The following is a 26159-nucleotide window of genomic DNA, read 5'->3' as shown; positions in this document are numbered from 1 at the left end:
ATGTATTAGTCGTTTAGTCGTTCAAATGGTGCAGGCTATGGATGGATCATGCGGGAACCAGTCCGGAGGGGGGACTTCCCCCGCTGACAGCGGGTAACGTCGGGGCGTGCCCGCCGACCCACAGCCCAGCCTGGCCAGCGACCCGCCACGCCCCTCGGGGACGAGTGCGGTCGAGGTCCGAAGGAGCTCCCGGCGCCGCCGGACGGTATCCGCCTACCGCGAGGGCGACCGGACGATCGTGCTCATCCCCGCCCGCATGTCGGAGGCGGAGGAGCGCCGCTGGGTGTCCGTGATGCTCGACAAACTCGCGGCCCAGGAGAGCAGGCGCACCCCGGGCGACAGCGAACTGGCCGAGCGCGCCGCGCGCCTGTCCGACCAGTACTTCGAGGGCCGGGCCAGGCCCACGTCCGTGCGATGGGTGACCAATCAGAACACCCGCTGGGGCTCCTGCACGCCCGGGGAGGGCAGCATCCGCCTCTCGCACCGGCTGCAGGGCATGCCGGAGTACGTCATCGACTACGTACTCGTCCACGAACTGGCCCACCTCCTCGTGCCGGGCCACGGGCCGCGGTTCTGGCGGCTGCTGGAGGCGTACCCCCGTACCGAGCGGGCCCGCGGCTATCTCGAAGGAGTCGTCGCGGCGGCGCGCCTGCCGCATCCGCCGCCCGCTCGCGGAGAGTGATATTCACCGATCCTGTACCGAACGTGTACCGGCTTGGCTCGATGTCGTCGGGAGCCGTTAGCCTGGCGCGACGGATTCACGTTTCGGGATGGGGGACGGTCGTTACGCATGGCCAGGGAATTCCAACGCGGCCACAAGGCCAAGATCAGTGACCTGACACCCGGGACCGATCTGTACGTGGGCGTGCAGATCGCGGCGCCCGGTCTGACCTTCGACATCAGCTGTTTCGGCCTCGACGCCGACGAACGGCTCTCCGACGACCGGTATTTCATCTTCTTCAACCAGCCGAAGTCGCCCGAGGAGTCCATCCAACTGCTGGGCCCGCAGGCCGGTGACACCGAGTCCTTCCGGGTCACGCTCGACCGCGTCCCCGCGAACATCCACAAGCTTTCCTTCACCGCGACGATCGACGGCGCCGGGCAGATGTCCCAGGTCGGGCCCGGGTACATCCGCATCGTCGCGGGCGGCGAGGAAGTGGCCCGGTACGCCTTCACGGGCGCCGAGTTCAGCACCGAGCGCGCGGTCATGCTTGGCGACTTCTACCGCAAGGACGTCTGGCGGTTCGCCGCCGTCGGCCAGGGCTTCGACGGCGGCCTGGAGGCGCTGCTCAAGAACTTCGGCGGCGAGGTCGCCGAGGAGGAGCCGGCCGCCCCGCAGCCGCCGCAGACCGCGGCGCCGGGGTTCGCCCCGCCCGCCTTCGCCGCACCGGCCGCTTCCGCACCCCCTGCACCGCCTGCCCAGCCGCAGGCTCAGCCGCCGCAGCCGGCACCGTCGTTCGGCGCGCCGGTCGCCCCCGCGGCACCGGCCCCGGTGCCCGCGCCCGCCCCGGAGCCCCCGGCGCAGCCCGTGCACGCCGCCCCCACCATGGCCGCACCGATGGCCCCGCCGGTCGCGCCGACCCCGCCGCCCGGGCCGTTCCCGTACGGACAGTCGCCGCAGCAGCCGCACTTCGGCCAGGGCCAGGTCCCCGGCCAGACCCCGCCGTACGGCCAGCAGGCCCCGGCCCCGTACGGCCAGCAGGCTCCGGCCCACACCCCGGCCCCGGCCCCGTACGGCCAACAGCAGTACGGCCAGCCCGCCTACGGCCAGCCTCAGTACGGCCAGCAGCCGCCCGTCGGCATGGCGTCGCCGGGCGTCGGCGCCGGACTGGAGGCGGCGCTCCAGAAGTACCGCGAAACCCCCACCGGTCAGCGCTGGACCCCGCAGAACCAGCAGCTCATGCGGGTGGACCTCGCCATGGGCGGCATGCCCGTCCTCGCCCGCCAGGGCAGCATGGTCATGTACCAGGGCAAGGTCGAGTTCGGGTACAAGGGCGCGGGCTTCTCCGGCCGCATCGTCGGCAACGCCACCGGCCAGGAGATGCAGCTCATGCGCTGCACCGGCCGCGGCCAGGTCTTCCTCGCCGAGAACGGCGCCCACCTGCACCCCATCGAGCTCCAGGGCGACGGCATCTGCGTCTCCGCCGAGAACGTCCTCGCGTTCGACGAGTCGCTCCAGTACGAGGTGCGCCGCATCGAGGGCCACGGCATTCCGGGCGGTGCGCTGTTCACCATGCAGTTCACCGGCACGGGCACGGTCGTCGTCAAGACGCACGGCGTCCCCGTCGTCCTCCCCGTCACGCCGACCACCTTCGCCGACTGCAACGCCGTCGTCGCCTGGTCGTCCGCGTCCCAGGTGATCCTCTCCAGCCAGGTCCGGCTGCGCCGCAACGCCTACCCCGGCCACAGCGGGGAGACCGTCAACCTGCAGTTCCGGGGCGCCCCCGGCAACTTCATCGTCGTCCAGCCGTACGAGGTCTGAGGGAGCCCGAAGAATGAACCAGCAACTCGCGGGCTACGCCCCCACCCCCGTCGCGGCCCGGATGGAGAACCACGGCCGCCACATGCTCAAGGTGGCCATGGCCTCCGGCCAGGACCTGTACGCGCGCACCGGCTCGATGGTGTCCTACGAGGGCTTCGTCCAGTACGAGCCGAACCCGCCCGCCGTCCGCCAGATCGCCTCCCAGTGGATCACCGGCGAAGGCGCGCCGATCATGAAGTGCTCCGGCGACGGCCTGCTGTACCTCGCCGACTACGGCGCCGACGTCGTCGTCATCAACCTCGACAACGACGCGATCTCCGTCAACGGCACCAATGTGCTGGCCTTCGACGCGCACCTCCAGTGGGGCGCCGAGAGGGTGAAGGGCCTGGCCAAGTTCGCCGGACAGGGCCTGTGGAACGTACAGATCGCCGGCACCGGCTGGGTCGCCCTCACCTCGCGCGGCACCCCGGTGGTGGTCGACTGCGGCCGCGGCGAGGACGAGACCTACGTCGATCCCGACGCGCTCGTCGCCTGGTCGCCGACGCTCAAGGTGAAGGGCAAGCGCAGCTTCAAGGCCTCCTCCCTGATCGGGCGGGGCAGCGGGGAGGCGTACCAGATGGCCTTCTCCGGCCAGGGCATCGTCGTCGTACAGCCGAGCGAGGACAGCACCGACCGCCTGCGGATCCGGGGCTGAGGGGGAGCGAGAACACACCATGCAGAGCCCGCTTTTCAGCTACACGGAACAGCAGACCCAGGACCGGTACGCCGTCCAGAACCCGCAGCTGCTGCGGGTGGCGCTCACCGGCCACGACGACGTCCTCGCCCGCAAGGGGGCCATGGTCGCCTACCAGGGCCTGATCGACTTCGACGGCGAGATCCAGAACCAGACGCAGCGCCGCGCCCATGCCAACACCGGTGAGGGCCTGGACCTGATGCGCTGCTCCGGCCAGGGCACCGTCTACTTCGCCAACCTGGCGCAGTACATCCACGTCGTGGACGTGGACCAAGAGGGCATGACCGTGGACAGCGCCTATGTGCTGGCGCTCGACTCCACGCTGCACACCGAGGTCATCGCCGTGGACAGCCAGTACGGCATCTCCGGCTCCGGCAAGTACCAGCTCAACATCTCCGGCCGCGGCCAGGTCGCCCTGATGACGTCGGGGCAGCCGCTGATGATGCACGTCACGCCCGAGAAGTACGTCAGCGTCGACTCCGACGCGATCGTCGCCTGGTCGTCGTCGCTGCGCGTCCAGATGCAGGCCCAGACCCACTCCTCCAGCGTGCGCCGCCGCCGCGGCACCACGGGGGAGGGCTGGGAGCTCAGCTTCCTGGGGCAGGGCTTCGTGCTCGTCCAGCCCAGCGAGGTCATGCCGCCGCAGGCGGCCCAGATCGGGCAGGGCGTCGCCGCGCAGTTCGGCGTGGGCCAGCACGGTGCGCACGCCCAGAACCAGAACAACGCCTGGAACTGAGCGCCGCGGCGGGTAAGGGGCGGCCGCCAATGGCGACCGCCCCTTACCCGAAGGTCAGCGTGCCGCTTCCACCAGCCGTACGACCGAGCCGTCGGCCACCGCCGCCACCTCGTCGTACGCGAACCAGCGCAGGTCCAGCGACTCGTCGCTGATCGCCTCCACCGCGTCCGGCGGCGCGACCGCCACGTACTGGACGTCCAGATGCCAGTGGCAGGGCGCGGGAATCGGGTGCCGGTCCAGCCGGACCGGCCCGCCCGGGCGCAGTGTGAGCCCCGGGATCCCGGACTCCTCCGTCGCCTCCCGCAGCGCCGCCCCGGCCACCGTCTCGTCGCCGGGCTCGCAGTGGCCGCCCATCTGCAGCCACATGCCCAGCTTCTTGTGCAGGGTCAGCAGCACCCGGCCGCGCTCAGGATCGACCACCAGCGCGCTCGCCGTCAGGTGCCCGGCCTCGCACGCCTTCCACATGCCGTCCGGGTGCGCCGCCAGGTGGTCCAGATAGAGCTGTCGCAGCTCGGGCTGGTCCTCGTACGCCTTCAGTACGAGGACGGCGTCGTCGTGCAGGCTCACTTGTCGGTGTCGTCCTCGTCGTCGCCCTGGGGCCCCTTGGGCCGGTCCTGGTTGCCCGCGGCCTCGCCGAGCATCTTGTCGAGCTCCGAGAAGTCCAGGTGCTCGCGGTGGACGAAGCCGTCCGGGTCGTCCAGGTCGGACGCCGTCGGCAGCATGTCCGGGTGCTGCCACAGGTCGTCGCGGCCGTCCACGCCCCGCGCGTCCGTCAGCGACGCCCACAGCCGGGAGGCGTCCCGCAGGCGGCGGGGGCGCAGCTCCAGGCCGATCAGCGTGGCGAAGGTCTGCTCGGCCGGACCGCCCGAGGCCCGCCGTCGGCGCAGCGTCTCGCGCAGCGCGGCCGCCGACGTCAGCCGGGACTTCGCGGCCTCGTGCACCACGGCGTCCACCCAGCCCTCGACCAGCGCCAGCGCCGTCTCCAGGCGGGCCAGCGCGGCCTTCTGCTCGGCCGTGTCCTCGGGCTGGAACATGCCCTGCTGGAGCGCTTCCTGGAGCTGCTCCGGGTTGGACGGGTCGAGTCCGCTGACCGCGTCCTCCAGCTTGGACGTGTCGACCTTGATCCCGCGTGCGTACCCCTCGACCGCGCCGAACAGGTGCGAGCGCAGCCACGGCACGTGCGCGAAGAGCCGCTGGTGGGCGGCCTCCCGCAGCGCCAGGTACAGCCGCACCTCGTCCTTCGGGACGCCCAGGTCCTTGCCGAACGCCTCCATGTTCAGGGGGAGCAGCGCGGCCTTGCCGGCCGGGCCCAGGGGGAGGCCGATGTCGGTCGAGCCGACCACTTCGCCCGCCAGCACGCCCACGGCCTGACCGATCTGCTGACCGAACATGGCGCCGCCCATGGAGCGCATCATGCCGAGCAGCGGCCCGGCCATGGCCTGCATCTCCTCGGGGAGGACGTCGCCCATGGCCGCGCCGACCCGCTCGGCTACCGGGTCCACCAGCTGCTGCCAGGCGGGGAGCGTCGCCTCGACCCACTCCGCGCGGCTCCACGCGACGGCCGTGTGCGCACCGGACGGCAGGGACGTCACGCCGTCCAGCCACAGGTCCGCCAGGCGCACGGCCTCCTCGACCGCGGCGCGCTCGGCCGGACCCACGCTGGAGTCCTTGGTGCCGTCCGAGGTGCCCTGGGAGACGGTCTGGCGCGCGATCTGCTTGGCCATGTCCCAGTTGACGGGACCGCCCTCGTAGCTCAGCATCTGGCCGAGCTGCTGGAAGGCCGCCCCCAGGTCGTTCGGGTTCAGCGAGCCGAACATCGCGGCGAACGGGTTGTCCGCGCCGCCCATGCCGCCCGGCAGACCGCCGAACCCGAAGGGGTTGCCACCGGCACCACCGGCACCCTTGTCACCTTCGGAGGGCTTCTTCTTGCCCTCGTCGCCGTCCTCCGGCTCCTCCGGCGGAAGGCCGAATCCGAATGGGGTGTCACTCACGGGTTTCCTCGGCTCGTAGGGCCGCCGGCTTCTGCCGGCGGCGGCTGCCCGACAACACCACCAGCGTAGACATCCGAGCCGGACATGGGCTCGGTGCTCCGCTGAGTCCTGGCCTGCGGCAGGATGGACGCCACCTGGTACGTACGCGTCATTCGCGTACGTACTGAAGACAACCGCTGGAGACGCCCGGTGAGTTCCCCAGATCCGCAGGTTCGCGCAGCGCGAAACCTCTCAACCCAGTCCGCCGCCCGCCGCCCCGTCGTCGCGGTCACCGGTGCCGCGTCCGGCGTCGGTGACCTGCTGACCCGGCGCCTCGTCGGGTCCGAGGAGGTCAAGCAGGTCATCGCCATCGACGAGCGCCGAGGCGAGGTCGCCGAGGCGCACTGGAACATCCTGGACGTACGGGACCCGGCCATCGCCGAGAAACTGCGGGGCGCGGACGTCGTGGTGCACCTCGCTCTCGACCTCGACCTGGAGACCGACGCGGCCGCCCGTACGGCGTACAACGTCCGGGGCACCCAGACCGTGCTGACCGCGGCCGCGGCCGCGGGGGTCCACCGGGTGGTCCTGTGCACGTCGGCCATGGTCTACGGGGCCCTGCCCGACAACGACGTCCCGCTCTCCGAGGACGCCGAGCTGCGGGCGACCGCCGAGGCCACCGGGGTGGGGGACCTCCTGGAGATCGAGCGCCTCGCGCGCCGGGCACCCCGCGCGCACCCCGGACTGAACGTCACGGTCGTGCGCCCCACGGTCCTGGTCGGCGGCGGTACGGACACGGCGCTGACCCGCTACTTCGAGTCGCCGCGCCTGCTCGTGGTGGCCGGATCCCACCCGACCTGGCAGTTCTGCCACGTCGAAGACCTGGTCAGTGCGCTGGAGTACGCCGCCCTGGAGAAGGTCGAGGGGGACTTCGCCGTCGGCTGCGACGGCTGGCTGGAGCAGGAGGAGGTCGAGGAGCTCAGCGGCATCCGCCGCATGGAGCTCCCCTCCGCCGTGGCCCTCGGCGCGGCGGCGCGACTGCACCGGATCGGCCTCACGCCGTCGCCGGCCGGTGACCTGGCGTACACGATGCACCCGTGGGTGGTGAGCGTCGGGAGGCTGCACGACGCCGGCTGGCGGCCGCGGTGGACCAATGAGGAGGTCCTCGCGGCGCTCCTGGAGGAGGTCCAGGGCCGCCACACGGTCGCCGGCCGCCGCCTCGGCCGCAAGGACGCCACCGCGGCGGGCGCGGCCGGTGCGACGGTGGCCCTGCTCGGCACGGCGGCCCTGGTACGGCGCGCCCGCAGGCGCCGTGGTCTGTAGCCGGCGGCCCGAGGCCCGGCCCGCGCGGGCGGCCGAGCTGTAGAAGGCTCCAACGCGCGCGGGGACGGGCCGGGCGAAAACGCTATTCCGTGATGTCAGTGCCGTACGGCACGATGGGCGGCATGGCACCCACGTACGACCACCCCGGCGAGCACGCGGCGGCGGACCCGATCCGGCTGCTGGAGATCCGCGACACCCCGCTGTCCCTGGACGAGGTCTTCACGGCCGTCGGTGACGACGCGGCCGGCGGCACCGCGCTCTTCGTGGGCACCGTGCGCAACCACGACGGCGGCACCGACGTCGACTCCCTCGGGTACTCCAGCCACCCGAGCGCCGAGGCCGAGCTGCGCCGGGTCGCCGAGAAGGTCGTCGCGGAGTTCCCGGTCCGCGCCCTGGCCGCCGTGCACCGCGTGGGAGACCTGGCCGTCGGGGACCTGGCGGTGGTCGTGGGCGTGTCGTGCCCGCACCGCGCGGAGGCCTTCGCGGCCTGCCGCAAGCTGATCGACGACCTCAAGCACGAGGTGCCGATATGGAAGCACCAGCGCTTCTCGGACGGGACGGAGGAGTGGGTAGGGGCCTGCTGAGCCTCTGGCGCCGGTCGGGTGGGACGATCGTCCGATTTGCGTAACCGCACCCCGGGCACGAGCGTTGAAACGGCGGATGGTTAATCTGCTGATCAGCCAGTGGCGTATGAGCCGGTGGCGTTCGCTCATGGGGACGGGAGGTCGCGATGGCAGTACTGGCGTGGTTGCTGATTCCGCTGTTCGCTGCCGTCGGTGCCGCGATATGGGGGAGCTGGGCCTCGCGCACCCGTACCACGGAGGACGTGGCCGAGCTCGCGGGGTACGCCCGCTTCCGTGACGCGATGGAGAAGTCCCACTCCCGCGGCGGTCCCGCCTGAGGGCCCGGGAGTCACCCCGTACGGACCGGCCCCAGGGGTGTACTGACAGACGCGTCCCGTACTGTCGTTCCATGCCACGCCGCACTGCGACGATGCTCGCTTCGACCCTCATCCTCATCGGGCTGCTCTGCGCGGGTGTGTTCATCAAGGTGCCGTACTCCGAGATGAGCCCGGGACCGACGGTCAACACGCTCGGTGAGTCCGGCGGCGAGCCGGTGCTGCAGATCTCCGGCCACAAGACGTACCCGGCGTCCGGGCACCTCAATATGACGACGGTCAGGGTCACCGGTGCGGACTACAGGATGAACCTGGTCGAAGCCGTGTACGGATGGCTCGCCCACGACAGCGTCGTGGTGCCGCACGAGACCCTCTACCCGAACGGCAAGACCGAGGAGCAGTCCACCCAGGAGAACGCCGAGGAGTTCAGCCAGTCCCAGGAGAGCGCCAAGGTGGCCGCGCTCGGGCAGCTCGGCATCCCGGTGGCCTCGCGGGTCGTGGTCTCCTCCGTCCAGAAGGGCAGTCCCGCCGAGAGCGCGCTCCACGCCGGCGACGTGATCAAGGCGGTGGACGGCACGGCCGTCAAGGAGCCGCAGGACGTCGCGAAGCTGGTGACCAAGCACAAGCCGGGCGAGAAGGTCGTCTTCACCATCGTCCCGGCCAAGGCGGCGGCCGCGGCGGAGAAGGCGGGCCGGGAGCCCACCGCCACCGAGCAGCTCACGATCACCACGAAGAAGTCCGCCGAGGGCGACCGGGCGATCGTCGGCATCCAGGCGGGCGTCGATCACGCGTTCCCGTTCCCCATCGACATCTCCCTCGCCGACGTGGGCGGCCCCAGCGCGGGCCTGATGTTCTCGCTGGGCATCCTCGACAAGCTGACGCCGGGTGACCTGACGGGCGGCACCTTCGTCGCCGGCACGGGCACCATCGACGACAAGGGCAAGGTCGGCCCGATCGGCGGCATCGAGATGAAGCTGGTCGGCGCGCGGAACGCGGGCGCCCGCTACTTCCTGACGCCCGCCGACAACTGCGCCGCGGCGGCCTCGGACACGCCCGAGGGCCTCACCCTGATCAAGGTGGAGACGATCGATGGCGCGGTGAAGGCCCTGGACAAGGTCCGCAAGGGCGACACCGCCGGCCTCCCGAGCTGCTCGGCGTCGTAAGGCCCCACAGCCTCTTCACGCCGTAAAGACCCGGAGCCGCGGGGAGCCCGGGCGGCCCCCCGCCCCCGGGCCCGTACCCGCCCCTCGGGCCCGTACCTGCGCGTCCTCAGCCCTCGAACGTCGCCGACAGCGCCTCCGCCAGGCCCGGGACCAGGTCGGCGCCGGTGAGGACCTCCGTCGGGGAGTCCTTCTCGCGCAGCCGCAGCGCCGACTCCCGGGCGCCGTTGCGCAGCACGGCCACCGTCATCCGGACCTCCTGGCGGTCCGGGTGGTCGCCGACCCACTTCGCCAGCGCCGCCTCGTCGAGGCCCTCCGGCACGGACGCCTCGGCGGACGGCGGCAGCATCAGCCGCTCCACCGTCATCGCGCACCCGGCGACCGCCTCCGGCCAGGCGATCGTGGCGAGGAACTCGTCGAGGGGCCGGTCGGCGGGGATCTCGTCCTGCTCGATCGGGGTGAGCGGCGCGGCGGCCTCGTCGGCGTCGAGACCGAGCTGGGACGCCAGCCCCGGCTCCTGGGAGCGCAGCTGCGCGGTGTCGACGAGGGCGAAGAGCCGGGCCGGCTGGTCCCAGCCGAGGCCGGACGCGTACTCGTCGATTTCGAGCACCGCGCGGGTGAGTGGACTGGCGGCCATCGGGGGGCCGGAGGGAGAAACGTTGGACATGGGCAATATCCTGCCTCCTTTCCACCCGGATACGGGAACTAGGTAAAGCCTGAGTAAGTTGCATCAGTGGGCCCTACGCTCACTGGGCCCGCTCAGACACGACCGCGAACTTCGAGGGGCGTACGTTGGCTTTCCAGATGCCGGACCGCGGCGGAGGCCCGACCGGGCCACGGATCAGAGTCGGCCGGCCGTCCCGGCGGGCCCGCACCCTGCTCATGACGCTGGGGGTGCTGGCCGTGCTGGCCATGCTCTTCGTCATGTTCGCCGGGTTCTGGACGGACTGGCTCTGGTACCGGTCGCTCCACTACTCCTCCGTCTTCACCACCACCCTGTGGACCAAGATCGGCTTGTTCGCCGTCTTCGGCCTGCTCATGGCGACCGCCGTCGGGCTGAACATCTGGCTCGCCCACCGGCTGCGCCCGCCGCTCAGCGCCATGTCGCTGGAGCAGCAGAGCCTGGACCGCTACCGGATGGGCGTGGCGCCCTACAAGAAGTGGGTGCTCCTGGCGATCACCGCCCTCGTCGGGCTGATCGCCGGCGCCTCCGCCTCCGGCCAGTGGCGCACCTGGCTGATGTGGGTGAACGGCGTGTCGTTCGGCCAGAAGGACCCGCAGTTCGGGCTGGACGTCTCCTTCTTCACGTTCGACCTGCCCTGGTACCGGTTCCTGCTCGGCTTCGGCTTCGCCGCCACCGTGCTGTCGCTGATCGCCGCGGCCCTGACGCACTACCTGTACGGCGGGCTGCGCATCACCAGCCCCGGCGCGCGTGCCACCGCGGCCGCCACCGGCCACCTCTCCGTCCTGCTCGGCGTCTTCGTCTCGCTCAAGGCCGTGGCGTACTGGCTCGACCGGTACGGCCTCGCCGTGAAGTCCAGTGACTTCAAGGCGACCGGCAACTGGACGGGCCTGCGGTACGTCGACGCCAACGCCTACCTGCCGGCCAAGACGATCCTCTTCTGCATCGCCGTCATCTGCGCCGTGCTGTTCTTCGCGACCCTCTGGCGCCGCACCTGGCAGCTGCCCGTCATCGGCTTCGGCCTGATGGTGCTGTCGGCGATCCTGATCGGCGGGCTGTACCCGGCGATCGTGCAGAAGTTCCAGGTCCAGCCGAACGAGCAGGCCAAGGAAGCCCCGTACATCGCCAAGAACATCGAGGCGACGCGCAAGGCGTACGACATCGACGAGGCGGAGCCGGAGAACTACTCCGGCAAGTCCACCGTCAAGGCCAAGGACCGGCTGCGCAGCGACGCCGACTCGGCCGCCAGCTACCGCGTGGTGGACCCGAACATCGTCTCGCCCACCTTCCAGCAGCTCGAACAGCGCCGGAAGTACTACCAGTTCCCGACCACCCTCGACGTCGACCGGTACCAGGGCAAGGACACGGTCGTCGGTCTGCGCGAGCTCAACATCCGCGGCATCCCGAAGCGGAACTGGATCAACGACCACTTCACGTACACCCACGGCTACGGCGCGATCATGGCCACGGGCACGGGGACGGACGCCAACGGCTCGCCCATCTTCACCGAGGCCGGTCTGCCCACCTCGGGCCAGCTCAAGACGTACGAGCAGCGGATCTACTACGGCGAGAAGACCGAGCAGTACTCGATCGTCGGCGGCCCGCAGAAGGAGCTCGACTACGAGCAGAACGGCGAGAAGACCACCAGCTACAAGGGCAAGAGCGGCGTCAGCCTCGAGAACACCTTCAACCGGGCGGCGTACGCGGTGGCCTTCAGCGAGCCGCAGATCCTCTACTCCGGAGCCATCGGCGACGGTTCGCGGATCCTCTACAACCGCACGCCCAAGCAGCGCGTCGAGGCGGTCGCCCCGTGGCTGACCATCGACGGTGACGCCTACCCGGCGGTCGTCGGCGGCCGCATCCAGTGGATCGTCGACGCCTACACGACGACGAACGGCTACCCGTACGCGTCCCGTACGACGCTGGGGGCGACGACCACGGACTCGCTGACCGCCGGCAACGAGACCCGCGCGGTGGTCGCCCAGCAGAACCAGGTCAACTACATCCGCAACTCGGTGAAGGCCACCGTCGACGCCTACGACGGCACGGTGAAGCTGTACCAGTGGGACACCGAGGACCCGGTCCTGAAGACCTGGATGAAGGCGTTCCCGGGGACCGTCCTGCCGAAGGACGCCATCAAGCCGGACCTCAAGGAGCACCTGCGCTACCCGCAGGACATGTTCAAGGTCCAGCGCGAGCTGCTCACCCGCTACCACGTCAAGGACCCCGCGCAGTTCTACAGCGGCAGTGACGCCTGGCAGGTGCCGGACGACCCGACCAACAAGAACGGCAACGCCGTTCCGCCGTACTACCTGAGCATGAAGATGCCGGGCGACACGGCGCAGCGCTTCTCGCTGACGACGACGTTCACCCCCAACGGGCGGCCCAACCTGGGCGGCTTCATGGCGGTCGACGCCGATGCCAACAGCAAGGAGTACGGCCGGATAAGGCTGCTGCGGGTGACGCAGGACGTGCCGGGACCGGCGCAGGTGCAGAGCAAGCTCAACGGTCTGCCGTCCGTCGCCCAGTTCGTCCGCGACATGAAGGGCGCGGACTCCGACATCCAGTACGGCAACCTGCTGACGGTGCCGCTCGACGGCGGGTTCCTGTACGTCGAGCCGGTGTACGCGCAGGGCCGCAACGCGCTCTACCCGCTGCTGAAGAAGGTGGCCGTGTCGTACGTCGACGCGGACCAGCCGGAGGGCGACACCACCAAGGACACCACGGTGTTCGAGGACAACCTCGGCAAGGCGCTGAACGCGGTCTTCGGGGTGGAGGGCGAGACGCCCACCACGCCGCCCCCGCCCGGCGACACCACCAAGCCGCCGGCCACCGGTGACGCGGCGCTGAAGCAGGCCATCGCGGACGCGCAGAAGGCGTTCACGGACGGCGAGGAGGCGCTGAAGAAGGGCGACTGGACGGCGTACGGCAAGGCCCAGGAGGCCCTCGCGGACGCGCTGCGGCGCGCGGCGGCGGCGGACGCGGCGGCCAAGGCCGACCAGAAGCCGGCGGACCAGAAGCCGGCCGACGGAAAGCCCGCGGACCAGAAGCCCGCCGACGGAAAGCCCGCGGACCAGAAGCCCGCCGACCAGAAACCCGCAGGCTAAGAGCCCGCCCCGCGTCGTGATACTGTGGTTTCACCGACGCGGGGTGGAGCAGCTCGGTAGCTCGCTGGGCTCATAACCCAGAGGTCGCAGGTTCAAATCCTGTCCCCGCTACTGAAGCCAAGGGCCCGGATCTTTCGAGATCCGGGCCCTTGGTGTGTGCTGGGGGAGAGGGGTAAGGAAGGGGGCGTCAAGCCGCGTCCCGAGGGGGGCAGTTGGAGTGACTCGTGTTTGACTTGTCTCCCTGTGGGCATGTCGACAAAACGCTGAAGTGACCTCACTGGCTGCGGTATACCAGGTGTACGCGGGTTGCGGGTGGTGCGACGATGGAATTCATGGGGGACAGGGCAACGCTTTTGGAAACAGGGCGGTTTGTGGACGGCGCGGAGACCGGCGACGCCGTCGAGACCGAGGCACGGCACCGCCGCGCCGCCGACGACGGCAACACCGCGTCGATGAGCATCCTCGGAGCCATGCTGCTGCGCCGCGGCGACCTCGACGGCGCCGAGCCGTACCTGCGCGCCGCCACCGCCGACGGCGACCGTGCCGCCGCCAACAACCTCGGCGTCCTGCTGCACCAGCGCGGGTACACCGAAGAGGCCGCCGGCTGGTGGCGCATCGCCGCCGTGGCCGGCTCCGCCGCCGCCGCACACGCGCTGGGCCGCTACCACCGCGAGCGCGGCGACGAACCCGCCGCCGAGTACTGGCTGCGCCAGTCCGCCGAGCAGGGCCACGCCCTCGGCGCGTACGCCCTCGCCGACCTGCTGGAGCACCGCAGCGACGTCGGCGCCGAGCGCTGGCTGCGCGCCGCCGCCGAGCAGGGCCACCGCGAGGCCGCCTACCGCCTCGCCCGCGCGCTGGAGCGCAAGGCGGAGGAGCAGGGTGACGGCGCCACCGAGACCGGCACCGGCCCCAGCACCGGCACCCGCCTCGGGAGCAGCACCGGCACCCGCCTCCGCGCCGGTACCGGCACCGGCGCCGCGACCGAGACCGCCGAGCAGTGGTACCGGCAGGCCGCCGCCCGCGGGCACCGCCGCGCCGCGCTCCACCTCGGCGCCATCCTCGAGAAGCGCGGCGAGCTCAAGGAGGCCGGCCGCTGGTACCTCACCTCCGCCAAGGACGGCGAGCCCCGCGCCGCCTGCGCGCTGGGCTTCCTCCTGCGTGACGCGGGCGACGAGGAGAGCGCCGCCGTGTGGTGGCTGCGCGCCGCCCAGGACGGCGACGGCAACGCCGCCAACGCGCTGGGTGCCCTGCATGCCGCCCGCGGCGAGCACCAGACCGCCGAGCGCTGGTACCGCGCGGCCACCGACGCGGGCGACGTCAACGGCGCCTACAACCTCGGGCTGCTGTACGCCGCCCAGAACCGCGTCGCCCAGGCCGAGCAGTGGTACCGCCGCGCCGCCTACGCCGGCCACCGCGAGGCCGCCAACGCCCTCGCCATCCTGCTGCTCCAGAGCGGCGACCCGAACGGCGCCGAGCCGTGGTTCTCCAAGGCGGCCGAGGCGGGCAGCGTCGACGCCGCCTTCAACCTCGGCATCCTCTACGCGGGTCGCGACGACGACCGTACGGCGCTGACCTGGTACGAGCGGGCCGCCGCGGCCGGCCACACCGAGGCCGCGCTCCAGGTCGGCATCGCCAGGCTCCGCGACGGCGACGAGCAGGAGGCCGAGCGCCACCTGCGGATCGCCGCGGGCGGCGGCAGCGCCGAGGCGGCGTTCCGCCTGGCCAGCGTCCTCGACGCGCGCCAGCCGCCTCCGGGCGCACCCGCGCTGGGCGAGCCGCAGGCGGCGAAGAGCGAGTGCGAGGAGTGGTACGAGCGGGCGGCCGAGCAGGGCCACCGCCGTGCCCAGGTGCGGATCGGCATGCTCGCCGCCGCGCGCGGGGACACCACGGAGGCGGCCCGCTGGTACCGGGTGGCCGCCGAGGCGGGCAGCCGGAACGGCGCGTTCAACCTCGGCCTGCTGCTCGCCCGCGACGGGAACGAGCGCGAGGCGGCCCTGTGGTGGACCCGCGCCGCGCGCGCCGGGCACGGCCGGGCGGCCCTGCGCCTGGCGCTGCTCGCCGCCCGTCGGGGCGAACTGGCCGAGGGGCGCCGCTGGTGCACCCGCGCGGTCGAGCTGGGCCCGGCGGAGGTGGCCGAGCGGGCGGCGCGGCTCAGCGAGGCGCTGCACCAGGAGCTCACCGCGTAGCGCGACCCGTCGCGTAACGCAGCTCACTCTCCAAGGCCCGCTTATGGATTTGCACTGGTCCACGCCGTCCCGTAAGGTTGTGTTCAACGACGCGGGGTGGAGCAGCTCGGTAGCTCGCTGGGCTCATAACCCAGAGGTCGCAGGTTCAAATCCTGTCCCCGCTACTGAAACCGAAGGCCCGGATCCTCAGGATCCGGGCCTTCGGTGTTTCCGCCTGCAAGCGTGCAAGCCTGGCAACAGCACGGAAAAAGGCCCCCGGGAGAACCGGGGGCCTTTCACCCGAACGAGTCAGGCAGTCAACGTCAGGCCGTCAACGTCAGGCGGTCGCGCAGTTCGGGCACACGCCGCGGTACGTGACCTCCACGTCCGAGATCGTGAAGCCGAAGCGCTCCGTGTCCGGCAGGTCGGACAGCGGGTCGCCGGACGGATGCACGTCGCGGATCGCGCCGCACTGGGCGCAGACCAGGTGGTGGTGCGGCCGGTGGGCGTTCGGGTCGTACCGCTTGGCGCGGCGGTCCGTGGAGACCTCCAGGACCTCGCCCAGGGACACCAGCTCACCCAGCGTGTTGTACACGGTCGCTCGGGAGATCTCCGGGAGTCGTTCCACCGCGCGCGCGTGGACCTCGTCAGCCGTCAGATGGACGTGTTCGCCATCGAGGACCTCGGCCACGACACGGCGCTGCGCGGTCATACGCCAGCCGCGTCCGCGCAGTCGTTCCAACAGGTCGCTCATGGAAACCAGCCTAACAGGGAGGGGACTCAGTCCCGAACGGGTGTGGCTTTGGATAGACGCTTGACTTAGACAATGTCCATTGTAGGATCGGGGACGGCATTAGCCAAGGGACAGGACTTGCAGGAATGACGCAGGAGGCGCACGTGACGCAGGGACCGCTTACCACGGAGGCCGGCGCGCCGGTGGCCGACAACCAGAACAGCGAGACCGCGGGCGTCGGTGGTCCCGTTCTGGTCCAGGACCAGCTGCTGCTGGAGAAGCTCGCGCACTTCAACCGCGAGCGCATCCCGGAGCGCGTGGTCCACGCGCGTGGCGCCGGTGCGTACGGCACGTTCAAGGTGACGGCCGACGTCACCCCGTACACCCGCGCGAAGTTCCTCTCGGAGGTCGGCAAGGAGACCGAGGTCTTCCTCCGCTTCTCGACCGTCGCGGGCAACCTCGGTGCGGCCGACGCCGTGCGCGACCCGCGCGGCTTCGCGCTGAAGTTCTACACCGAAGAGGGCAACTACGACCTCGTCGGCAACAACACCCCGGTGTTCTTCATCAAGGACGCCATCAAGTTCCCCGACTTCATCCACACCCAGAAGCGCGACCCGTACACCGGCTCGCAGGAGGCGGACAACGTCTGGGACTTCTGGAGCCTGTCGCCCGAGTCGACGCACCAGGTGACCTGGCTCTTCGGCGACCGCGGCATCCCCGCCTCGTACCGCCACATGGACGGCTTCGGCTCGCACACCTTCCAGTGGAACAACGAGGCCGGCGAGGTCTTCTGGGTCAAGTACCACTTCAAGACCGACCAGGGGATCAAGAACCTCACGCAGGCCGAGGCCAACAAGCTCGCCGGTGAGGACCCGGACTCGCACCAGCGCGACCTGCGCGAGGCGATCGAGCGCGGCGAGTACCCGTCCTGGACCGTCGGTGTGCAGATCATGCCCGCCGCCGACGCCGCGACGTACCGCTTCAACCCGTTCGACCTGACCAAGGTGTGGCCGCACGCGGACTACCCGGTCATCGAGATCGGCAAGCTGGAGCTCAACCGCAACCCGGAGAACATCTTCGCCGAGGTCGAGCAGTCGATCTTCAGCCCCGCCCACTTCGTGCCGGGCATCGGTCCGTCGCCGGACAAGATGCTCCAGGGCCGCCTCTTCGCGTACGGCGACGCCCACCGCTACCGCGTCGGCATCAACGCCGACCACCTGCCGGTGAACCGCCCGCACGCCACCGAGGCGCGGACGAACAGCCGTGACGGCTTCCTGTACGACGGCCGCCACAAGGGCGCGAAGAACTACGAGCCGAACAGCTTCGGCGGCCCGCACCAGATCGACCGCCCGCTGTGGGCGCCGATCCCGGTGACCGGCGCGACCGGCGAGCAGCCGGCGCCCATCCACGCCGAGGACAACGACTTCGTCCAGGCGGGGAACCTCTACCGGCTGATGTCGGAGGACGAGAAGAACCGTCTGATCGAGAACCTCTCCGGCTTCATCGCCAAGGTCTCGCGTGACGACATCGTCGAGCGTGCGATCAACAACTTCCGTCAGGCCGACGGAGACTACGGCAAGCGGCTGGAGGCCGCGGTCCAGGCCCTGCGCGGCTGAACAGCACTGGATCGCTTGTCGTAGGCAGAGGGCCGGCTCCCGCACGGGGGCCGGCCCTCAGGCCTGTCCGTGGCCGTGGCGTGGCGCCTCCTACGCCAGGGCCGCCGCCGCCTCGCGCCGCCGCACGGGCGACGCCCAGCAGCGGATGATGTCGCGTACGGAGACGATGCCGACCGGCCCGGTGCCGTCCAGCACGATCAGATGCCGGAAACCGCCGTGGGCCATGGCGGTGGCGGCCTCGTCCAGGGTCCACGACGGTGCGGCGAAGACCACGTCGGTCGTCGTGTGCGCGCCGGCGGTCTCCAGGTCCGGGTTCTGACCGGCGCCGACGGATACGAGGATGTCGCGTTCGGTGAGGATGCCGAGGCCGCTGGTGTCGTGGTCCAGGACGACGGCCGCGCCGACGCGGCGCGCCGCCATCAGGGCGGCCGCCTGGCGGAGTGTGTGGGCGGGTCCGATGGTGAGGACCACCGTGCTCATGGCGTCACGGACGAGCATGGATGGAGCCACCTCCTTGGGTGAACCTTCTCTTCGAGAACGGATTCACAAGTTCACAAGTGGGGGGACTCTCAGAGTGGCAGCCCGGCCGGGCTGCAACAAGGGGTCTGCGTCACCTGGCGCACATACGCCACGACGCTCCGTGCTCGGTGGCCTCGGGGGCCTCAGGAACGCTGGTTCAGATACCCCAGCAGCTCCTCGTGCAGCAGGCCGTTCGACGCCGCCGCGTTCCCGCTGTGCGGGCCCGGCTTCCCGTCCAGACCGGTGAAGACACCGCCCGCCTCCTGGACCACGATCGCGTTCGCCGCCATGTCCCACAGGGACAGCTCCGGCTCCGCGCACATGTCCACCGAGCCCTCGGCGACCATCATGTACGGCCAGAAGTCGCCGTAGCCGCGCGTACGCCAGCACGCGCGCGTGAGGTCCAGGAAGCCGTCCAGGCGGCCCTGCTCCTCCCAGCCGCTCAGCGAGGAGTACGCGAACGACGCGTCGGACACGTCCGCCACCTTCGACACGTGGATGCGCGTCGCCGACGACAGGCTCCGCCCGGTGTACGCGCCCAGCCCCTTCGCCGCCCACCAGCGGCGCCCGAGCGCCGGCGCCGACACCACGCCCACCACCGGCTGGAAGCCGCCCTCGCCCGCCTCCATGAGGGAGATCAGCGTCGCCCACACCGGCACGCCCCGGACGTAGTTCTTGGTGCCGTCGATCGGGTCGATCACCCAGCGGCGCGGCCCCGTGCCCTCGACGCCGTACTCCTCGCCGAGGATCGCGTCGCGCGGCCTCGCCCGCTGGAGCTGGCCCCGGATCAGCTCTTCGGCGGCCCGGTCGGCCTCGCTCACCGGCGTCATGTCCGGTTTGGTCTCGACCTTGAGGTCGAGCGCCTTGAACCGGTCCATGGTGGCGGCGTCGGCGGCATCCGCGAGGACGTGGGCAAGACGCAGATCATCGTGGTAATCGGCCATGGCCCGCACTCTATCCCGGCGGACCAGCGCCTTCCGCGGGGAGTCTTGACAGTGCGTGGCCACCCGTCAACTCTGAGCACAGAGCCGCCTGGTGCAGAGCCGCTGGTCTGGGAGGCGACGTTGCCCACTGCCCGAGACGCCCTGCTCGACGCCGCGTTCGCGGTGCTCGCCGACCTGCCCTGGCCGGCGGTGCGGATGGTGGAGGTGGCGGCCGTCGCGGGAGTGTCGAGGCAGACGCTCTACAACGAGTTCGGCAGCAAGGAGGGCCTGGCCCGCGCCCTGGTGCGGCATGAGACGGACGCGTACCTGCGCGGTGTCGAACGGGTCCTGGCCGAGCGGACCGACCCCGTCGACCGGTTCCTCTCACTGACCGAATGGACCGTCCGGGAGGCTCGGGCGAAACCCCTGCTGCGCGCCCTGCTCACCGGCTGCTGGACCGAGCGGCTCCCGGCGCCCCGCCCCGCCCGCCCCCGCGCCCGCGTGGCGGCCGCCCCGCCCGCGCAGCGCCGCGCCGACGAGGGGCCCCCGGAGCCGGGACAGCTGGTGGCGGCGGTGCGGGACCGGCTGCGGGCGGCGGCGGGCCCGGGCATGGACCGGGACGCGTGCGAGCTGCTCGTACGGCTGGCGCTGTCGTACGTCGTCGCGCCTCAGTGGGAGGAGCCGGACAGCTGGAGGCCGATGACCCCGACGATCACCAGCGTGATCGAGATGATCTTCAGCGTCGACACCAGGTCGCCGAGGAAGATCATGCCGTAGATGGCGGTCCCCGCCGCCCCGATGCCGGTCCACACGGCGTACGCCGGACCGACGTCCAGCTTCCGCAGCGAGAGGGTCAGCAGCCCGAAGCTGCCGAGCGCGAAACAGGCGAAGGCGACCGTCGGCCACAGCCGGGTGAAGCCGTGCGAGAGCTTGAGGCAGACCGCGAAACCCGTCTCCAGTAAACCGGCGACAATCACCAGCAGCCACGCCGTCCTCACAGTGCCTCCCGCGTCCGTGGTGATCCGTGACTGCTTCGTCCGACTTGGTGCGATTATGCACTCGCCGGGCGGCGGGAAACGCAGACGTGCGCGCGTCAGTCGCCTTCGCGTCGCTCGCGCGTGGCGAGAAGTCGCCGCAGCGAGTACAGCCGCGCCGGATCCGCGTGGCCCTCGGCCACCCACTCGTCCAGCGCGCAGTCCGGCTCGTCGTGGCTGCACGCGCGCGGGCAGCCCTCCGTGCCCGGCACCAGATCGGGGAAGGCGTTGATGACCCGGGACGGGTCCACGTGGTGCAGTCCGAAGGACCGCACGCCCGGGGTGTCGATCACCCATCCGTCCGCGCGGTCGAGCGGCAGCGCCAGCGCCGAGGTGGTGGTGTGCCGGCCGCGTCCCGTCACCGCGTTGACGTCACCGGTGAGCCGGCGCCTGTCCTCCGGCACCAGCGCGTTGACGAGCGTCGTCTTGCCGACGCCCGAGTGGCCGACGAACGCGGTGGTGCGGCCGGCGAGGTACTCGCGGACCCGGTCGGCGGCGGTGTGCCCGTCGTACAGCTCCTCGCGGCTGGTCACCACGTACGGGATGTCGAGGGCGCCGTACAGCTCCAGCAGCTTCTCGGGCGGCGCCAGGTCCGACTTGGTCAGCACCAGTAGCGGTTCGAGTCCGCCGTCGAACGCCGCGACCAGGCAGCGGTCGACCAGCCGGGGCCGGGGCTCCGGGTCGGCTAGGGCGGTGACGATGGCCAGCTGGTCGGCGTTGGCCACCACGACCCGCTCGAACGGATCGTCGTCATCGGCCGTACGGCGCAGGACGGAGGCGCGGGGTTCGATCCGTACGATCCGGGCCAGCGTGTCCTTCTTGCCGGACAAGTCGCCGACGAGCGAGACCCGGTCGCCCACCACGGCGGCCTTGCGGCCCAGCTCGCGGGCCTTCATCGCCATGACCGTACGGCCGTCGACGAGCACCGTCAGACGGCCCCGGTCCACGGTCAGGACCATCCCCTCCGCCGCGTCCTCGTGCTTCGGGCGGATGCTGGTGCGGGGACGGTTGCCCTTGCGGTTGGGCCGCGAACGGATGTCGTCCTCGTCCGTGTGCTTGCCGTAGCGGCGCATGTCGTCAGGCCTCGAGCATTCCGGTCCACATCTGCGGGAAGTCCGGCAGGGTCTTGGCGGTCGTCGCCACGTTCTCGATCAGTACGCCGTCGACGGCGAGGCCGATGATCGAACCGGCGGTCGCCATGCGGTGGTCGTCGTACGTGTGGAAGACGCCGCCGTGCAGCGGGCGGGGGCGGATGTGCAGCCCGTCCGCGGTCTCGGTGACATCGCCGCCCAGCTCGTTGATCTCCTTGGTGAGCGCGGCCAGGCGGTCCGTCTCGTGCAGCCGCAGATGGGCTACGCCGCGCAGGGTCGAGGGCGAGTCGGCGAGCGCGGCGACGGCGGCGATGCCGGGCGTGAGCTCGCCGACCTCGCTCAGGTCCACGTCGATGCCGTGGATCGTGCCCGTACCGGTGAAGGTCAGGCCCTGCTCGGTGAGCTCGCAGGAACCGCCCATCTCGGTGAAGATCTCGCGCAGCGCGTCACCGGGCTGCGTGGTGTGGGACGGCCAGTCGGGGATGGTGACCCGCCCGCCGGTGACCAGGGCGGCGGCCAGGAACGGCTGCGCGTTGGACAGGTCCGGCTCGACGGTCAGGTCGCGGCCGAGCAGCGCGGAGGGGGAGACCCGCCACACGTTCGGCTCGCCACCCGTCTCCGGCTCGTCGACCTGGGCGCCGACCGCGCGCAGCATGTCGACGGTCATCCGGATGTGCGGCATGGACGGCAGCTTGGCGCCGGTGTGGCGGACCTCGACGCCCTGGTTGAAGCGCGGCGCGGACAGCAGCAGGGCGCTGACAAACTGCGACGACGAGGAGGCGTCGATCTCCACCGCGCCGCCGTCCAGCGCGCCGCCGCCGTGCACGGTCAGCGGCAGGCAGCCGCGCCCGTCGTCGTCGATGCGGGCGCCCAGGGCGCGCAGGGCGTCGATCACGCCGTGCAGCGGCCGCTCGTGGGAGCGCGGGTCGCCGTCGAAGTGGACCGGGCCGTCGGCGAGCGCGGCGACCGGCGGGAGGAAGCGCATCACCGTGCCGGCGTTGCCGACGTCGACGGTGGCCGGGCCGTGCAGGCCCGCCGGGATGACGCGCCACCGCTCGCCGGTGCCGTCGGGGCCCACGCCCTCCTCGATGCCGACGCCCATGGTGCGCAGGGCCTCGGCCATCAGCAGGGTGTCGCGCGAGCGCAGCGGGCGGCGCAGCCAGCCGGGCTCGGAGGCGAGCGCGGCGAGGACCAGGCCACGGTTGGTGACCGACTTGGACCCGGGCACGGTGACGGTCGCGTCGACGGCGCCGCGTGCGTGGGGAGCGGGCCAGAAGTCGGAGGGCGCGGGGCTGCTATCGGTCATGCCCCTCACTTTAGACGGGCCCTATGGCCAGAGGTCACCTGCGCCGGGTTCTCATGATCAGCTGACCGGTCCGCTCCCCGCGGGGCTCACAGCCCCAGCATCCAGCGCGCCCCGCCGATCAGCGAGCACACCGACACCGCGTGGAACAGGAACAGCCACAGCGCGGGCGGTACGTGGGTGAGCCGGGAGAGCTGGTCGGCGTCCGAGTCCGGCGCCCCTCCGTGCCGCCGCTTCGCCTGGAGCTCGAAGGCGGGGCGGACACCGCCCAGAAGAAGGAACCACACGGCGCTGTACGCGAACGCCGACTGGACGTCCGGCCCCGTCAGCCACGACACCAGCAGGAAGGCGGCGCCGGTGACGATCACGGTGAGCGCGCCGTACGCGTTGCGGATCATGACGAGCATGGCCGCGAGGAGCGCCGTCGCCACCCACAGCAGCAGCGTGACGCGGTGCGCCGCCAGCAGCCAGGCGCCGCCGAGGCCGAGCAGGGGCGGCGCGGTGTAGCCGGCGGCCGCCGTGAGGATCATGCCGAGCCCGGTCGGCTTGCCGCGGCTGACGGTCAGGCCGCTGGTGTCGGAGTGCAGCCGGATGCCCTGGAGGCGGCGGCCGCTGACCAGGGCGACGAGGCCGTGGCCGCCCTCGTGGGCGATGGTGATGGCGTTGCGCGAGAGGCGCCAGAGTCCGGGCGGCGCCGTGACGGCGAGGGCGGCGACGGCCGTGGCGATCACGAGCCACCTGTCGGGGGCCGGCTGGGTACCGATGAGGCGGTCCCAGAGGTCGGCGAGGCTCGTGCTGTCCATGGTGGGGCTGCTCCCTGGGATCGTGGGCGTACGGAGCATCCTCCGCGTCCGGCGGGCCCGGGCTCAAGCCCCGCCCGTCCGGGGACAGGTCCTAGGCTCGTATCCGCACACACAGGAGGGGTGGTCACACGATGTGCGGACGGTACGCGGCGAGCCGGAGGCCCGAGGACCTGACGGGTCTCTTCGGCGTCGAGAAGTGGGATCCCAAGGAGAGCCTGGACGCCGACTGGAACGTGGCTCCCACCAAGGACGTCTACGCGGTCCTCGAACGCCCCCTCAAGGGAGCGGATACCCGGCGCCCGGTCCGGCAGCTGCGGGCCCTGAAGTGGGGGCTCGTCCCGTCCTGGGCGAAGAACCCGGAGGGCGCCGCCCGGATGATCAACGCACGGGCGGAGACCGTCCACGAGAAGCCCTCCTTCCGGCAGGCCTTCACCACGCGCCGGTGCATCCTGCCCGCCGACGGTTATTACGAGTGGGTGACCGGCGCCGACGAGCGGCAGCTGGAGGAGCAGGGCAAGCGCAAGCGCACGCGCAAGCAGCCGTACTTCGTCACGCCCGCCGACGGTTCGGTCTTCGCGATGGCGGGCCTGTACGAGTTCTGGCGCGACCCCACCCTTCCGCCCGACCATCCGCAGGCGTGGTGGGCCACCTGCTCCGTGATCACCACGGAGGCGGACACCGACCCCCTGGGCGTGGCCCCCGCGGAGGGACCGCGTTCGCTGGCCGACATCCACCCGCGCATGCCGCTGATGCTGACGCCCGACCGCTGGGACGCCTGGCTGGACCCGGCCCGTACGGAGGTGGAGGACCTGCGCTCGCTGCTCACGCCGCCGCCCGCCGGCCTGATGCGGGCCTACCCGGTGACGCCGGCCGTCAGCAACGTCCGCAACAACGGCCCCGAGCTGGTCGAGGAGCTGCCCGGCCCGGTGGAGGAAACCCTCTTCTAGAGAGGCTCACGGCCCGGGTTTCCGGGGCGGGCGCGGCACCATGGCACCGTGACAGAAGCTGAGATCGTGCCGACCGGTGTCGGCGACGCCCGTATCACCTGGTACGCCGCCGAGGGCGACGCCCGCCTCGTCCTGGCCCTCGGCCACGGCGCCGGGGGCGGCGTCGAGGCCCGGGACCTCCAGGCGCTCGCCGCGAGCCTGCCCGCCGCCGGGGTGACCGTCGCCCTCGTCGAACAGCCGTGGCGCGTCGCCGGGAAGAAGCTGGCCCCCGCGCCCAAGACCCTCGACGCCGCCTGGCGGGACCTCTGGCACGCCCTGCGCGTGCCCGGCCTGCCGATCGTGGCAGGAGGGCGCAGCGCCGGGGCCCGGGTCGCCTGTCGCACCGCCCGCGAGCTGGGCGCCCGGGCCGTTCTGGCGCTGAGCTTCCCGCTGCACCCGCCGGGCAGGCCGGAGAACTCCCGGGCGCAGGAGCTCCTCGGCGCGGGCGTACCGACCCTCGTCGTCCAGGGCGGGAACGACCCCTTCGGCAAGCCGGCGGAATTCCCGGAGGGGCGGGAGGAAGGCCGGTACGAGCTCGTGGAGGTCCCCTACGGGGACCATGGGTTCGCCGTGCCGAAGCGGGCGCCGCTGACCCAGGAGGAGGCGCTCGCGGTGATCACCGGCGCGGTCGGGAAGTGGGCGGGTGCCCTGCGGGAATGAGGAGCGGGCAGGACGTTGTTGTGACGGGCGTCGGTGAACAGAGCAGAGCCAGGAGAGGGAGTCCGTCGCATGGGTTCGATGATCTGCCCGAGCCGGTCCACGGCCACTGAGCTGGAGTGGACCGTGCTTCCCGCGGCCAGGACCGTCCCTGTCCGGGCACCGGGCGGAGCGAATCGGAAGGGACCGGCGCCGGAAGGTCGACTATTCTCCGATTCGAGCGGGTCCGCACTCGGTCTCGCCACAGCGCTGGAGGAGGTGGGTCCGGTCACTGGGACCGACACAGGGACCAACGAAGGCCCCGAGGAGACGGAGTCCGAGCGCAACGCGCGCTTCGAGCGGGACGCCCTCGGCTACCTCGACCAGATGTACTCCGCGGCCCTGCGCATGACGCGCAACCCGGCCGACGCCGAGGACCTGGTCCAGGAGACGTATGCCAAGGCGTACGGGTCCTTCCACCAGTTCCGGGAGGGGACCAACCTCAAGGCCTGGCTGTACCGGATCCTCACCAACACCTTCATCAACTCGTACCGCAAGAAGCAGCGGGAGCCCCAGCGCAGCGCCGCCGAGGAGATCGAGGACTGGCAGCTCGCCCGCGCCGAGTCGCACATGTCCACCGGTCTGCGCTCCGCCGAGTCGCAGGCGCTGGACCACCTGCCCGACTCCGACGTGAAGGAAGCCCTCCAGGCCATCCCGGAGGAGTTCCGCATCGCCGTGTATCTGGCCGACGTAGAGGGCTTTGCGTACAAGGAGATCGCGGACATCATGGGGACACCCATCGGTACGGTGATGTCCCGACTGCACCGTGGCCGCCGCCAGCTGCGCGGCATGCTCGAGGACTACGCCCGCGAACGCGGGCTGGTCCCCGCGGGCGCCGGAGAGTCGTCGAACAACGGGAAAGGCTCGGGCTCATGAGCTGCGGAGAGCCGCACGAGACGGAATGCGCAGAGGTCCTGGACCATCTCTACGAGTTCCTCGACCGTGAGATGCCCGACAGCGACTGCACCAAGTTCGAGGTGCACTTCGAGGAGTGCTCCCCGTGCCTGGAGAAGTACGGGCTGGAGCAGGCCGTGAAGAAGCTGGTCAAGCGGTGCTGCGGCCATGACGACGTACCGAGCGACCTGCGGGCCAAGGTCATGGGGCGGATCGAGCTGATCCGCGCCGGCGAGACCGTGCCCGACCACGACGTGTCCGCCGGGCCCGCACCCGCCACCCAGGAGTGAGCGCGGGGCCGATCC

Annotated in this window: 26 protein-coding genes and 2 tRNA genes; 18 read left to right on the top strand and 10 right to left on the bottom strand. The window is 71.4% G+C overall.

What is annotated here, in order from left to right; all coding sequences use genetic code 11:
* The first annotated feature begins 106 nt into the window (after positions 1-106).
* From ABZX67_RS21850 to ABZX67_RS21835, 4 genes are all read left to right on the top strand, one after another.
* Positions 107-682 (top strand): M48 family metallopeptidase, encoded by a 576-nt coding sequence (locus ABZX67_RS21850; RefSeq protein ID WP_355362626.1) that lies wholly within the window; start codon positions 107-109, stop codon positions 680-682.
* 108 nt (positions 683-790) lie between these two features.
* Positions 791-2482 carry a TerD family protein gene (locus tag ABZX67_RS21845; RefSeq protein WP_355362624.1) on the top strand — a complete coding sequence of 564 codons (1692 nt, stop codon included), beginning with the start codon at positions 791-793 and terminating at the stop codon, positions 2480-2482.
* Positions 2483-2495: 13 nt separating this feature from the next.
* Complete coding sequence (locus ABZX67_RS21840; protein WP_355362622.1) at positions 2496-3176, top strand: AIM24 family protein; 681 nt, start codon at positions 2496-2498, stop codon at positions 3174-3176.
* 19 nt (positions 3177-3195) lie between these two features.
* On the top strand, positions 3196-3951 hold the full coding sequence (locus ABZX67_RS21835) for an AIM24 family protein (RefSeq protein ID WP_355362621.1): 756 nt from the start codon (positions 3196-3198) through the stop codon (positions 3949-3951).
* Positions 3952-4005: 54 nt separating this feature from the next.
* On the opposite strand, the gene ABZX67_RS21830 is transcribed toward ABZX67_RS21835, so the two are convergent.
* Both ABZX67_RS21830 and ABZX67_RS21825 read right to left on the bottom strand, forming a co-directional pair.
* Positions 4006-4518 (bottom strand): NUDIX hydrolase, encoded by a 513-nt coding sequence (locus tag ABZX67_RS21830; RefSeq protein ID WP_355362619.1) that lies wholly within the window; start codon positions 4516-4518, stop codon positions 4006-4008.
* Positions 4515-5942, bottom strand: coding sequence for a zinc-dependent metalloprotease (locus ABZX67_RS21825; protein ID WP_355362617.1), 1428 nt, complete (start codon positions 5940-5942; stop codon positions 4515-4517). Before ABZX67_RS21825 ends, ABZX67_RS21830 begins: the two co-directional genes overlap by 4 nt.
* 189 nt (positions 5943-6131) lie before the next feature.
* Between ABZX67_RS21825 and ABZX67_RS21820 the strand changes: the two genes are divergently transcribed.
* The 4 genes from ABZX67_RS21820 to ABZX67_RS21805 all read left to right on the top strand — a co-directional run bounded on the left by ABZX67_RS21820 (position 6132) and on the right by ABZX67_RS21805 (position 9305).
* Complete coding sequence (locus tag ABZX67_RS21820; RefSeq protein WP_355362615.1) at positions 6132-7244, top strand: SDR family oxidoreductase; 1113 nt, start codon at positions 6132-6134, stop codon at positions 7242-7244.
* Between the two features lie 122 nt (positions 7245-7366).
* Positions 7367-7828 carry a molybdenum cofactor biosynthesis protein MoaE gene (locus ABZX67_RS21815; protein ID WP_355362613.1) on the top strand — a complete coding sequence of 154 codons (462 nt, stop codon included), beginning with the start codon at positions 7367-7369 and terminating at the stop codon, positions 7826-7828.
* 146 nt (positions 7829-7974) lie between these two features.
* A complete protein-coding gene (locus tag ABZX67_RS21810; RefSeq protein WP_355362611.1) occupies positions 7975-8145 on the top strand; it encodes a hypothetical protein in 171 nt (56 codons plus the stop codon).
* A gap of 71 nt (positions 8146-8216) precedes the next feature.
* Positions 8217-9305 (top strand): PDZ domain-containing protein, encoded by a 1089-nt coding sequence (locus ABZX67_RS21805; protein ID WP_355362609.1) that lies wholly within the window; start codon positions 8217-8219, stop codon positions 9303-9305.
* A 106-nt stretch (positions 9306-9411) separates the two neighbouring features.
* On the opposite strand, the gene ABZX67_RS21800 is transcribed toward ABZX67_RS21805, so the two are convergent.
* On the bottom strand, positions 9412-9969 hold the full coding sequence (locus ABZX67_RS21800; protein ID WP_355362607.1) for a PPA1309 family protein: 558 nt from the start codon (positions 9967-9969) through the stop codon (positions 9412-9414).
* Positions 9970-10106: 137 nt separating this feature from the next.
* Between ABZX67_RS21800 and ABZX67_RS21795 the strand changes: the two genes are divergently transcribed.
* The 4 genes from ABZX67_RS21795 to ABZX67_RS21780 all read left to right on the top strand — a co-directional run bounded on the left by ABZX67_RS21795 (position 10107) and on the right by ABZX67_RS21780 (position 15441).
* The gene (locus ABZX67_RS21795; protein ID WP_355362669.1) at positions 10107-13091 is read left to right on the top strand and encodes a UPF0182 family protein; all 2985 of its coding nucleotides are present in this window, start codon (positions 10107-10109) and stop codon (positions 13089-13091) included.
* A gap of 37 nt (positions 13092-13128) precedes the next feature.
* Positions 13129-13202 (top strand) — tRNA-Met (locus tag ABZX67_RS21790).
* 212 nt (positions 13203-13414) lie between these two features.
* Entirely contained in the window at positions 13415-15277 is a 1863-nt protein-coding gene (locus ABZX67_RS21785; RefSeq protein WP_355362605.1) for a tetratricopeptide repeat protein, read from the top strand.
* Between the two features lie 90 nt (positions 15278-15367).
* Positions 15368-15441: transfer RNA gene (locus tag ABZX67_RS21780), tRNA-Met, on the top strand.
* Positions 15442-15593: 152 nt separating this feature from the next.
* Here the strand turns inward: ABZX67_RS21780 and ABZX67_RS21775 are convergent.
* Positions 15594-16010 carry a Fur family transcriptional regulator gene (locus ABZX67_RS21775; RefSeq protein WP_355362603.1) on the bottom strand — a complete coding sequence of 139 codons (417 nt, stop codon included), beginning with the start codon at positions 16008-16010 and terminating at the stop codon, positions 15594-15596.
* 143 nt (positions 16011-16153) lie between these two features.
* Here ABZX67_RS21775 and ABZX67_RS21770 point away from each other — a divergent pair, with 143 nt between their 5' ends.
* Positions 16154-17605 carry a catalase gene (locus tag ABZX67_RS21770; protein WP_355362601.1) on the top strand — a complete coding sequence of 484 codons (1452 nt, stop codon included), beginning with the start codon at positions 16154-16156 and terminating at the stop codon, positions 17603-17605.
* A 90-nt stretch (positions 17606-17695) separates the two neighbouring features.
* Here ABZX67_RS21770 and ABZX67_RS21765 read toward each other — a convergent pair whose 3' ends face one another.
* Both ABZX67_RS21765 and hisN read right to left on the bottom strand, forming a co-directional pair.
* Positions 17696-18103, bottom strand: coding sequence for a CBS domain-containing protein (locus tag ABZX67_RS21765; protein WP_355362599.1), 408 nt, complete (start codon positions 18101-18103; stop codon positions 17696-17698).
* Between the two features lie 164 nt (positions 18104-18267).
* Positions 18268-19068: a histidinol-phosphatase gene (gene hisN / locus ABZX67_RS21760; protein ID WP_355362597.1), complete on the bottom strand. Its 801-nt coding sequence runs from the start codon at positions 19066-19068 to the stop codon at positions 18268-18270.
* Positions 19069-19188: 120 nt separating this feature from the next.
* On the opposite strand from hisN, the gene ABZX67_RS21755 reads away from it, so the two are divergent.
* Positions 19189-19824 (top strand): TetR/AcrR family transcriptional regulator, encoded by a 636-nt coding sequence (locus tag ABZX67_RS21755; protein WP_355362595.1) that lies wholly within the window; start codon positions 19189-19191, stop codon positions 19822-19824.
* Here ABZX67_RS21755 and ABZX67_RS21750 read toward each other — a convergent pair.
* From ABZX67_RS21750 to ABZX67_RS21735, 4 genes are all read right to left on the bottom strand, one after another.
* The gene (locus ABZX67_RS21750; protein WP_355362593.1) at positions 19716-20045 is read right to left on the bottom strand and encodes a multidrug efflux SMR transporter; all 330 of its coding nucleotides are present in this window, start codon (positions 20043-20045) and stop codon (positions 19716-19718) included. The genes ABZX67_RS21755 and ABZX67_RS21750 overlap by 109 nt on opposite strands.
* Positions 20046-20140: 95 nt before the next feature.
* Entirely contained in the window at positions 20141-21154 is a 1014-nt protein-coding gene (rsgA, locus tag ABZX67_RS21745; RefSeq protein WP_355362591.1) for a ribosome small subunit-dependent GTPase A, read from the bottom strand.
* 4 nt (positions 21155-21158) lie between these two features.
* Positions 21159-22478 carry a 3-phosphoshikimate 1-carboxyvinyltransferase gene (gene aroA, locus ABZX67_RS21740; RefSeq protein ID WP_355362589.1) on the bottom strand — a complete coding sequence of 440 codons (1320 nt, stop codon included), beginning with the start codon at positions 22476-22478 and terminating at the stop codon, positions 21159-21161.
* Positions 22479-22564: 86 nt separating this feature from the next.
* Entirely contained in the window at positions 22565-23278 is a 714-nt protein-coding gene (locus tag ABZX67_RS21735; RefSeq protein WP_355362587.1) for a M50 family metallopeptidase, read from the bottom strand.
* A 131-nt stretch (positions 23279-23409) separates the two neighbouring features.
* On the opposite strand from ABZX67_RS21735, the gene ABZX67_RS21730 reads away from it, so the two are divergent.
* From ABZX67_RS21730 to rsrA, 4 genes are all read left to right on the top strand, one after another.
* Positions 23410-24225, top strand: a complete 816-nt coding sequence (locus ABZX67_RS21730) for an SOS response-associated peptidase (protein ID WP_355362585.1) — start codon at positions 23410-23412, stop codon at positions 24223-24225.
* Positions 24226-24273: 48 nt separating this feature from the next.
* Complete coding sequence (locus ABZX67_RS21725; protein WP_355362583.1) at positions 24274-24924, top strand: alpha/beta family hydrolase; 651 nt, start codon at positions 24274-24276, stop codon at positions 24922-24924.
* 255 nt (positions 24925-25179) lie between these two features.
* A complete protein-coding gene (locus ABZX67_RS21720) occupies positions 25180-25836 on the top strand; it encodes a sigma-70 family RNA polymerase sigma factor (protein ID WP_355362581.1) in 657 nt (218 codons plus the stop codon).
* Positions 25833-26144 carry a mycothiol system anti-sigma-R factor gene (rsrA, locus tag ABZX67_RS21715; RefSeq protein WP_355362579.1) on the top strand — a complete coding sequence of 104 codons (312 nt, stop codon included), beginning with the start codon at positions 25833-25835 and terminating at the stop codon, positions 26142-26144. Before ABZX67_RS21720 ends, rsrA begins: the two co-directional genes overlap by 4 nt.
* Positions 26145-26159 lie beyond the last annotated feature (15 nt).

Origin of the sequence: Streptomyces sp. NPDC003036 (genome assembly GCF_040611175.1) — a bacterium.
Classification (GTDB): domain Bacteria; phylum Actinomycetota; class Actinomycetes; order Streptomycetales; family Streptomycetaceae; genus Streptomyces.
Note: the sequence above shows the minus strand (reverse complement) of the source record. Positions and strands in the feature narration are given on the sequence as shown.

What these genes read in the sequence shown, in the direction of transcription:
- hisN (WP_355362597.1), bottom strand. Translation starts at nt 19,068, where the DNA reads ATGGCCGATTACCACGATGATCTGCGTCTTGCCCACGTCCTCGCGGAT.
- aroA (WP_355362589.1), bottom strand. Translation starts at nt 22,478, where the DNA reads ATGACCGATAGCAGCCCCGCGCCCTCCGACTTCTGGCCCGCTCCCCAC.
- ABZX67_RS21785 (WP_355362605.1), top strand. Translation starts at nt 13,415, where the DNA reads ATGGAATTCATGGGGGACAGGGCAACGCTTTTGGAAACAGGGCGGTTT.
- ABZX67_RS21800 (WP_355362607.1), bottom strand. Translation starts at nt 9,969, where the DNA reads ATGTCCAACGTTTCTCCCTCCGGCCCCCCGATGGCCGCCAGTCCACTC.
- ABZX67_RS21730 (WP_355362585.1), top strand. Translation starts at nt 23,410, where the DNA reads ATGTGCGGACGGTACGCGGCGAGCCGGAGGCCCGAGGACCTGACGGGT.
- rsrA (WP_355362579.1), top strand. Translation starts at nt 25,833, where the DNA reads ATGAGCTGCGGAGAGCCGCACGAGACGGAATGCGCAGAGGTCCTGGAC.
- ABZX67_RS21845 (WP_355362624.1), top strand. Translation starts at nt 791, where the DNA reads ATGGCCAGGGAATTCCAACGCGGCCACAAGGCCAAGATCAGTGACCTG.
- ABZX67_RS21735 (WP_355362587.1), bottom strand. Translation starts at nt 23,278, where the DNA reads ATGGACAGCACGAGCCTCGCCGACCTCTGGGACCGCCTCATCGGTACC.
- ABZX67_RS21765 (WP_355362599.1), bottom strand. Translation starts at nt 18,103, where the DNA reads ATGCTCGTCCGTGACGCCATGAGCACGGTGGTCCTCACCATCGGACCC.
- ABZX67_RS21775 (WP_355362603.1), bottom strand. Translation starts at nt 16,010, where the DNA reads ATGAGCGACCTGTTGGAACGACTGCGCGGACGCGGCTGGCGTATGACC.
- ABZX67_RS21795 (WP_355362669.1), top strand. Translation starts at nt 10,107, where the DNA reads ATGCCGGACCGCGGCGGAGGCCCGACCGGGCCACGGATCAGAGTCGGC.
- ABZX67_RS21840 (WP_355362622.1), top strand. Translation starts at nt 2,496, where the DNA reads ATGAACCAGCAACTCGCGGGCTACGCCCCCACCCCCGTCGCGGCCCGG.
- ABZX67_RS21835 (WP_355362621.1), top strand. Translation starts at nt 3,196, where the DNA reads ATGCAGAGCCCGCTTTTCAGCTACACGGAACAGCAGACCCAGGACCGG.
- ABZX67_RS21810 (WP_355362611.1), top strand. Translation starts at nt 7,975, where the DNA reads ATGGCAGTACTGGCGTGGTTGCTGATTCCGCTGTTCGCTGCCGTCGGT.
- rsgA (WP_355362591.1), bottom strand. Translation starts at nt 21,154, where the DNA reads ATGCGCCGCTACGGCAAGCACACGGACGAGGACGACATCCGTTCGCGG.
- ABZX67_RS21815 (WP_355362613.1), top strand. Translation starts at nt 7,367, where the DNA reads ATGGCACCCACGTACGACCACCCCGGCGAGCACGCGGCGGCGGACCCG.
- ABZX67_RS21805 (WP_355362609.1), top strand. Translation starts at nt 8,217, where the DNA reads ATGCCACGCCGCACTGCGACGATGCTCGCTTCGACCCTCATCCTCATC.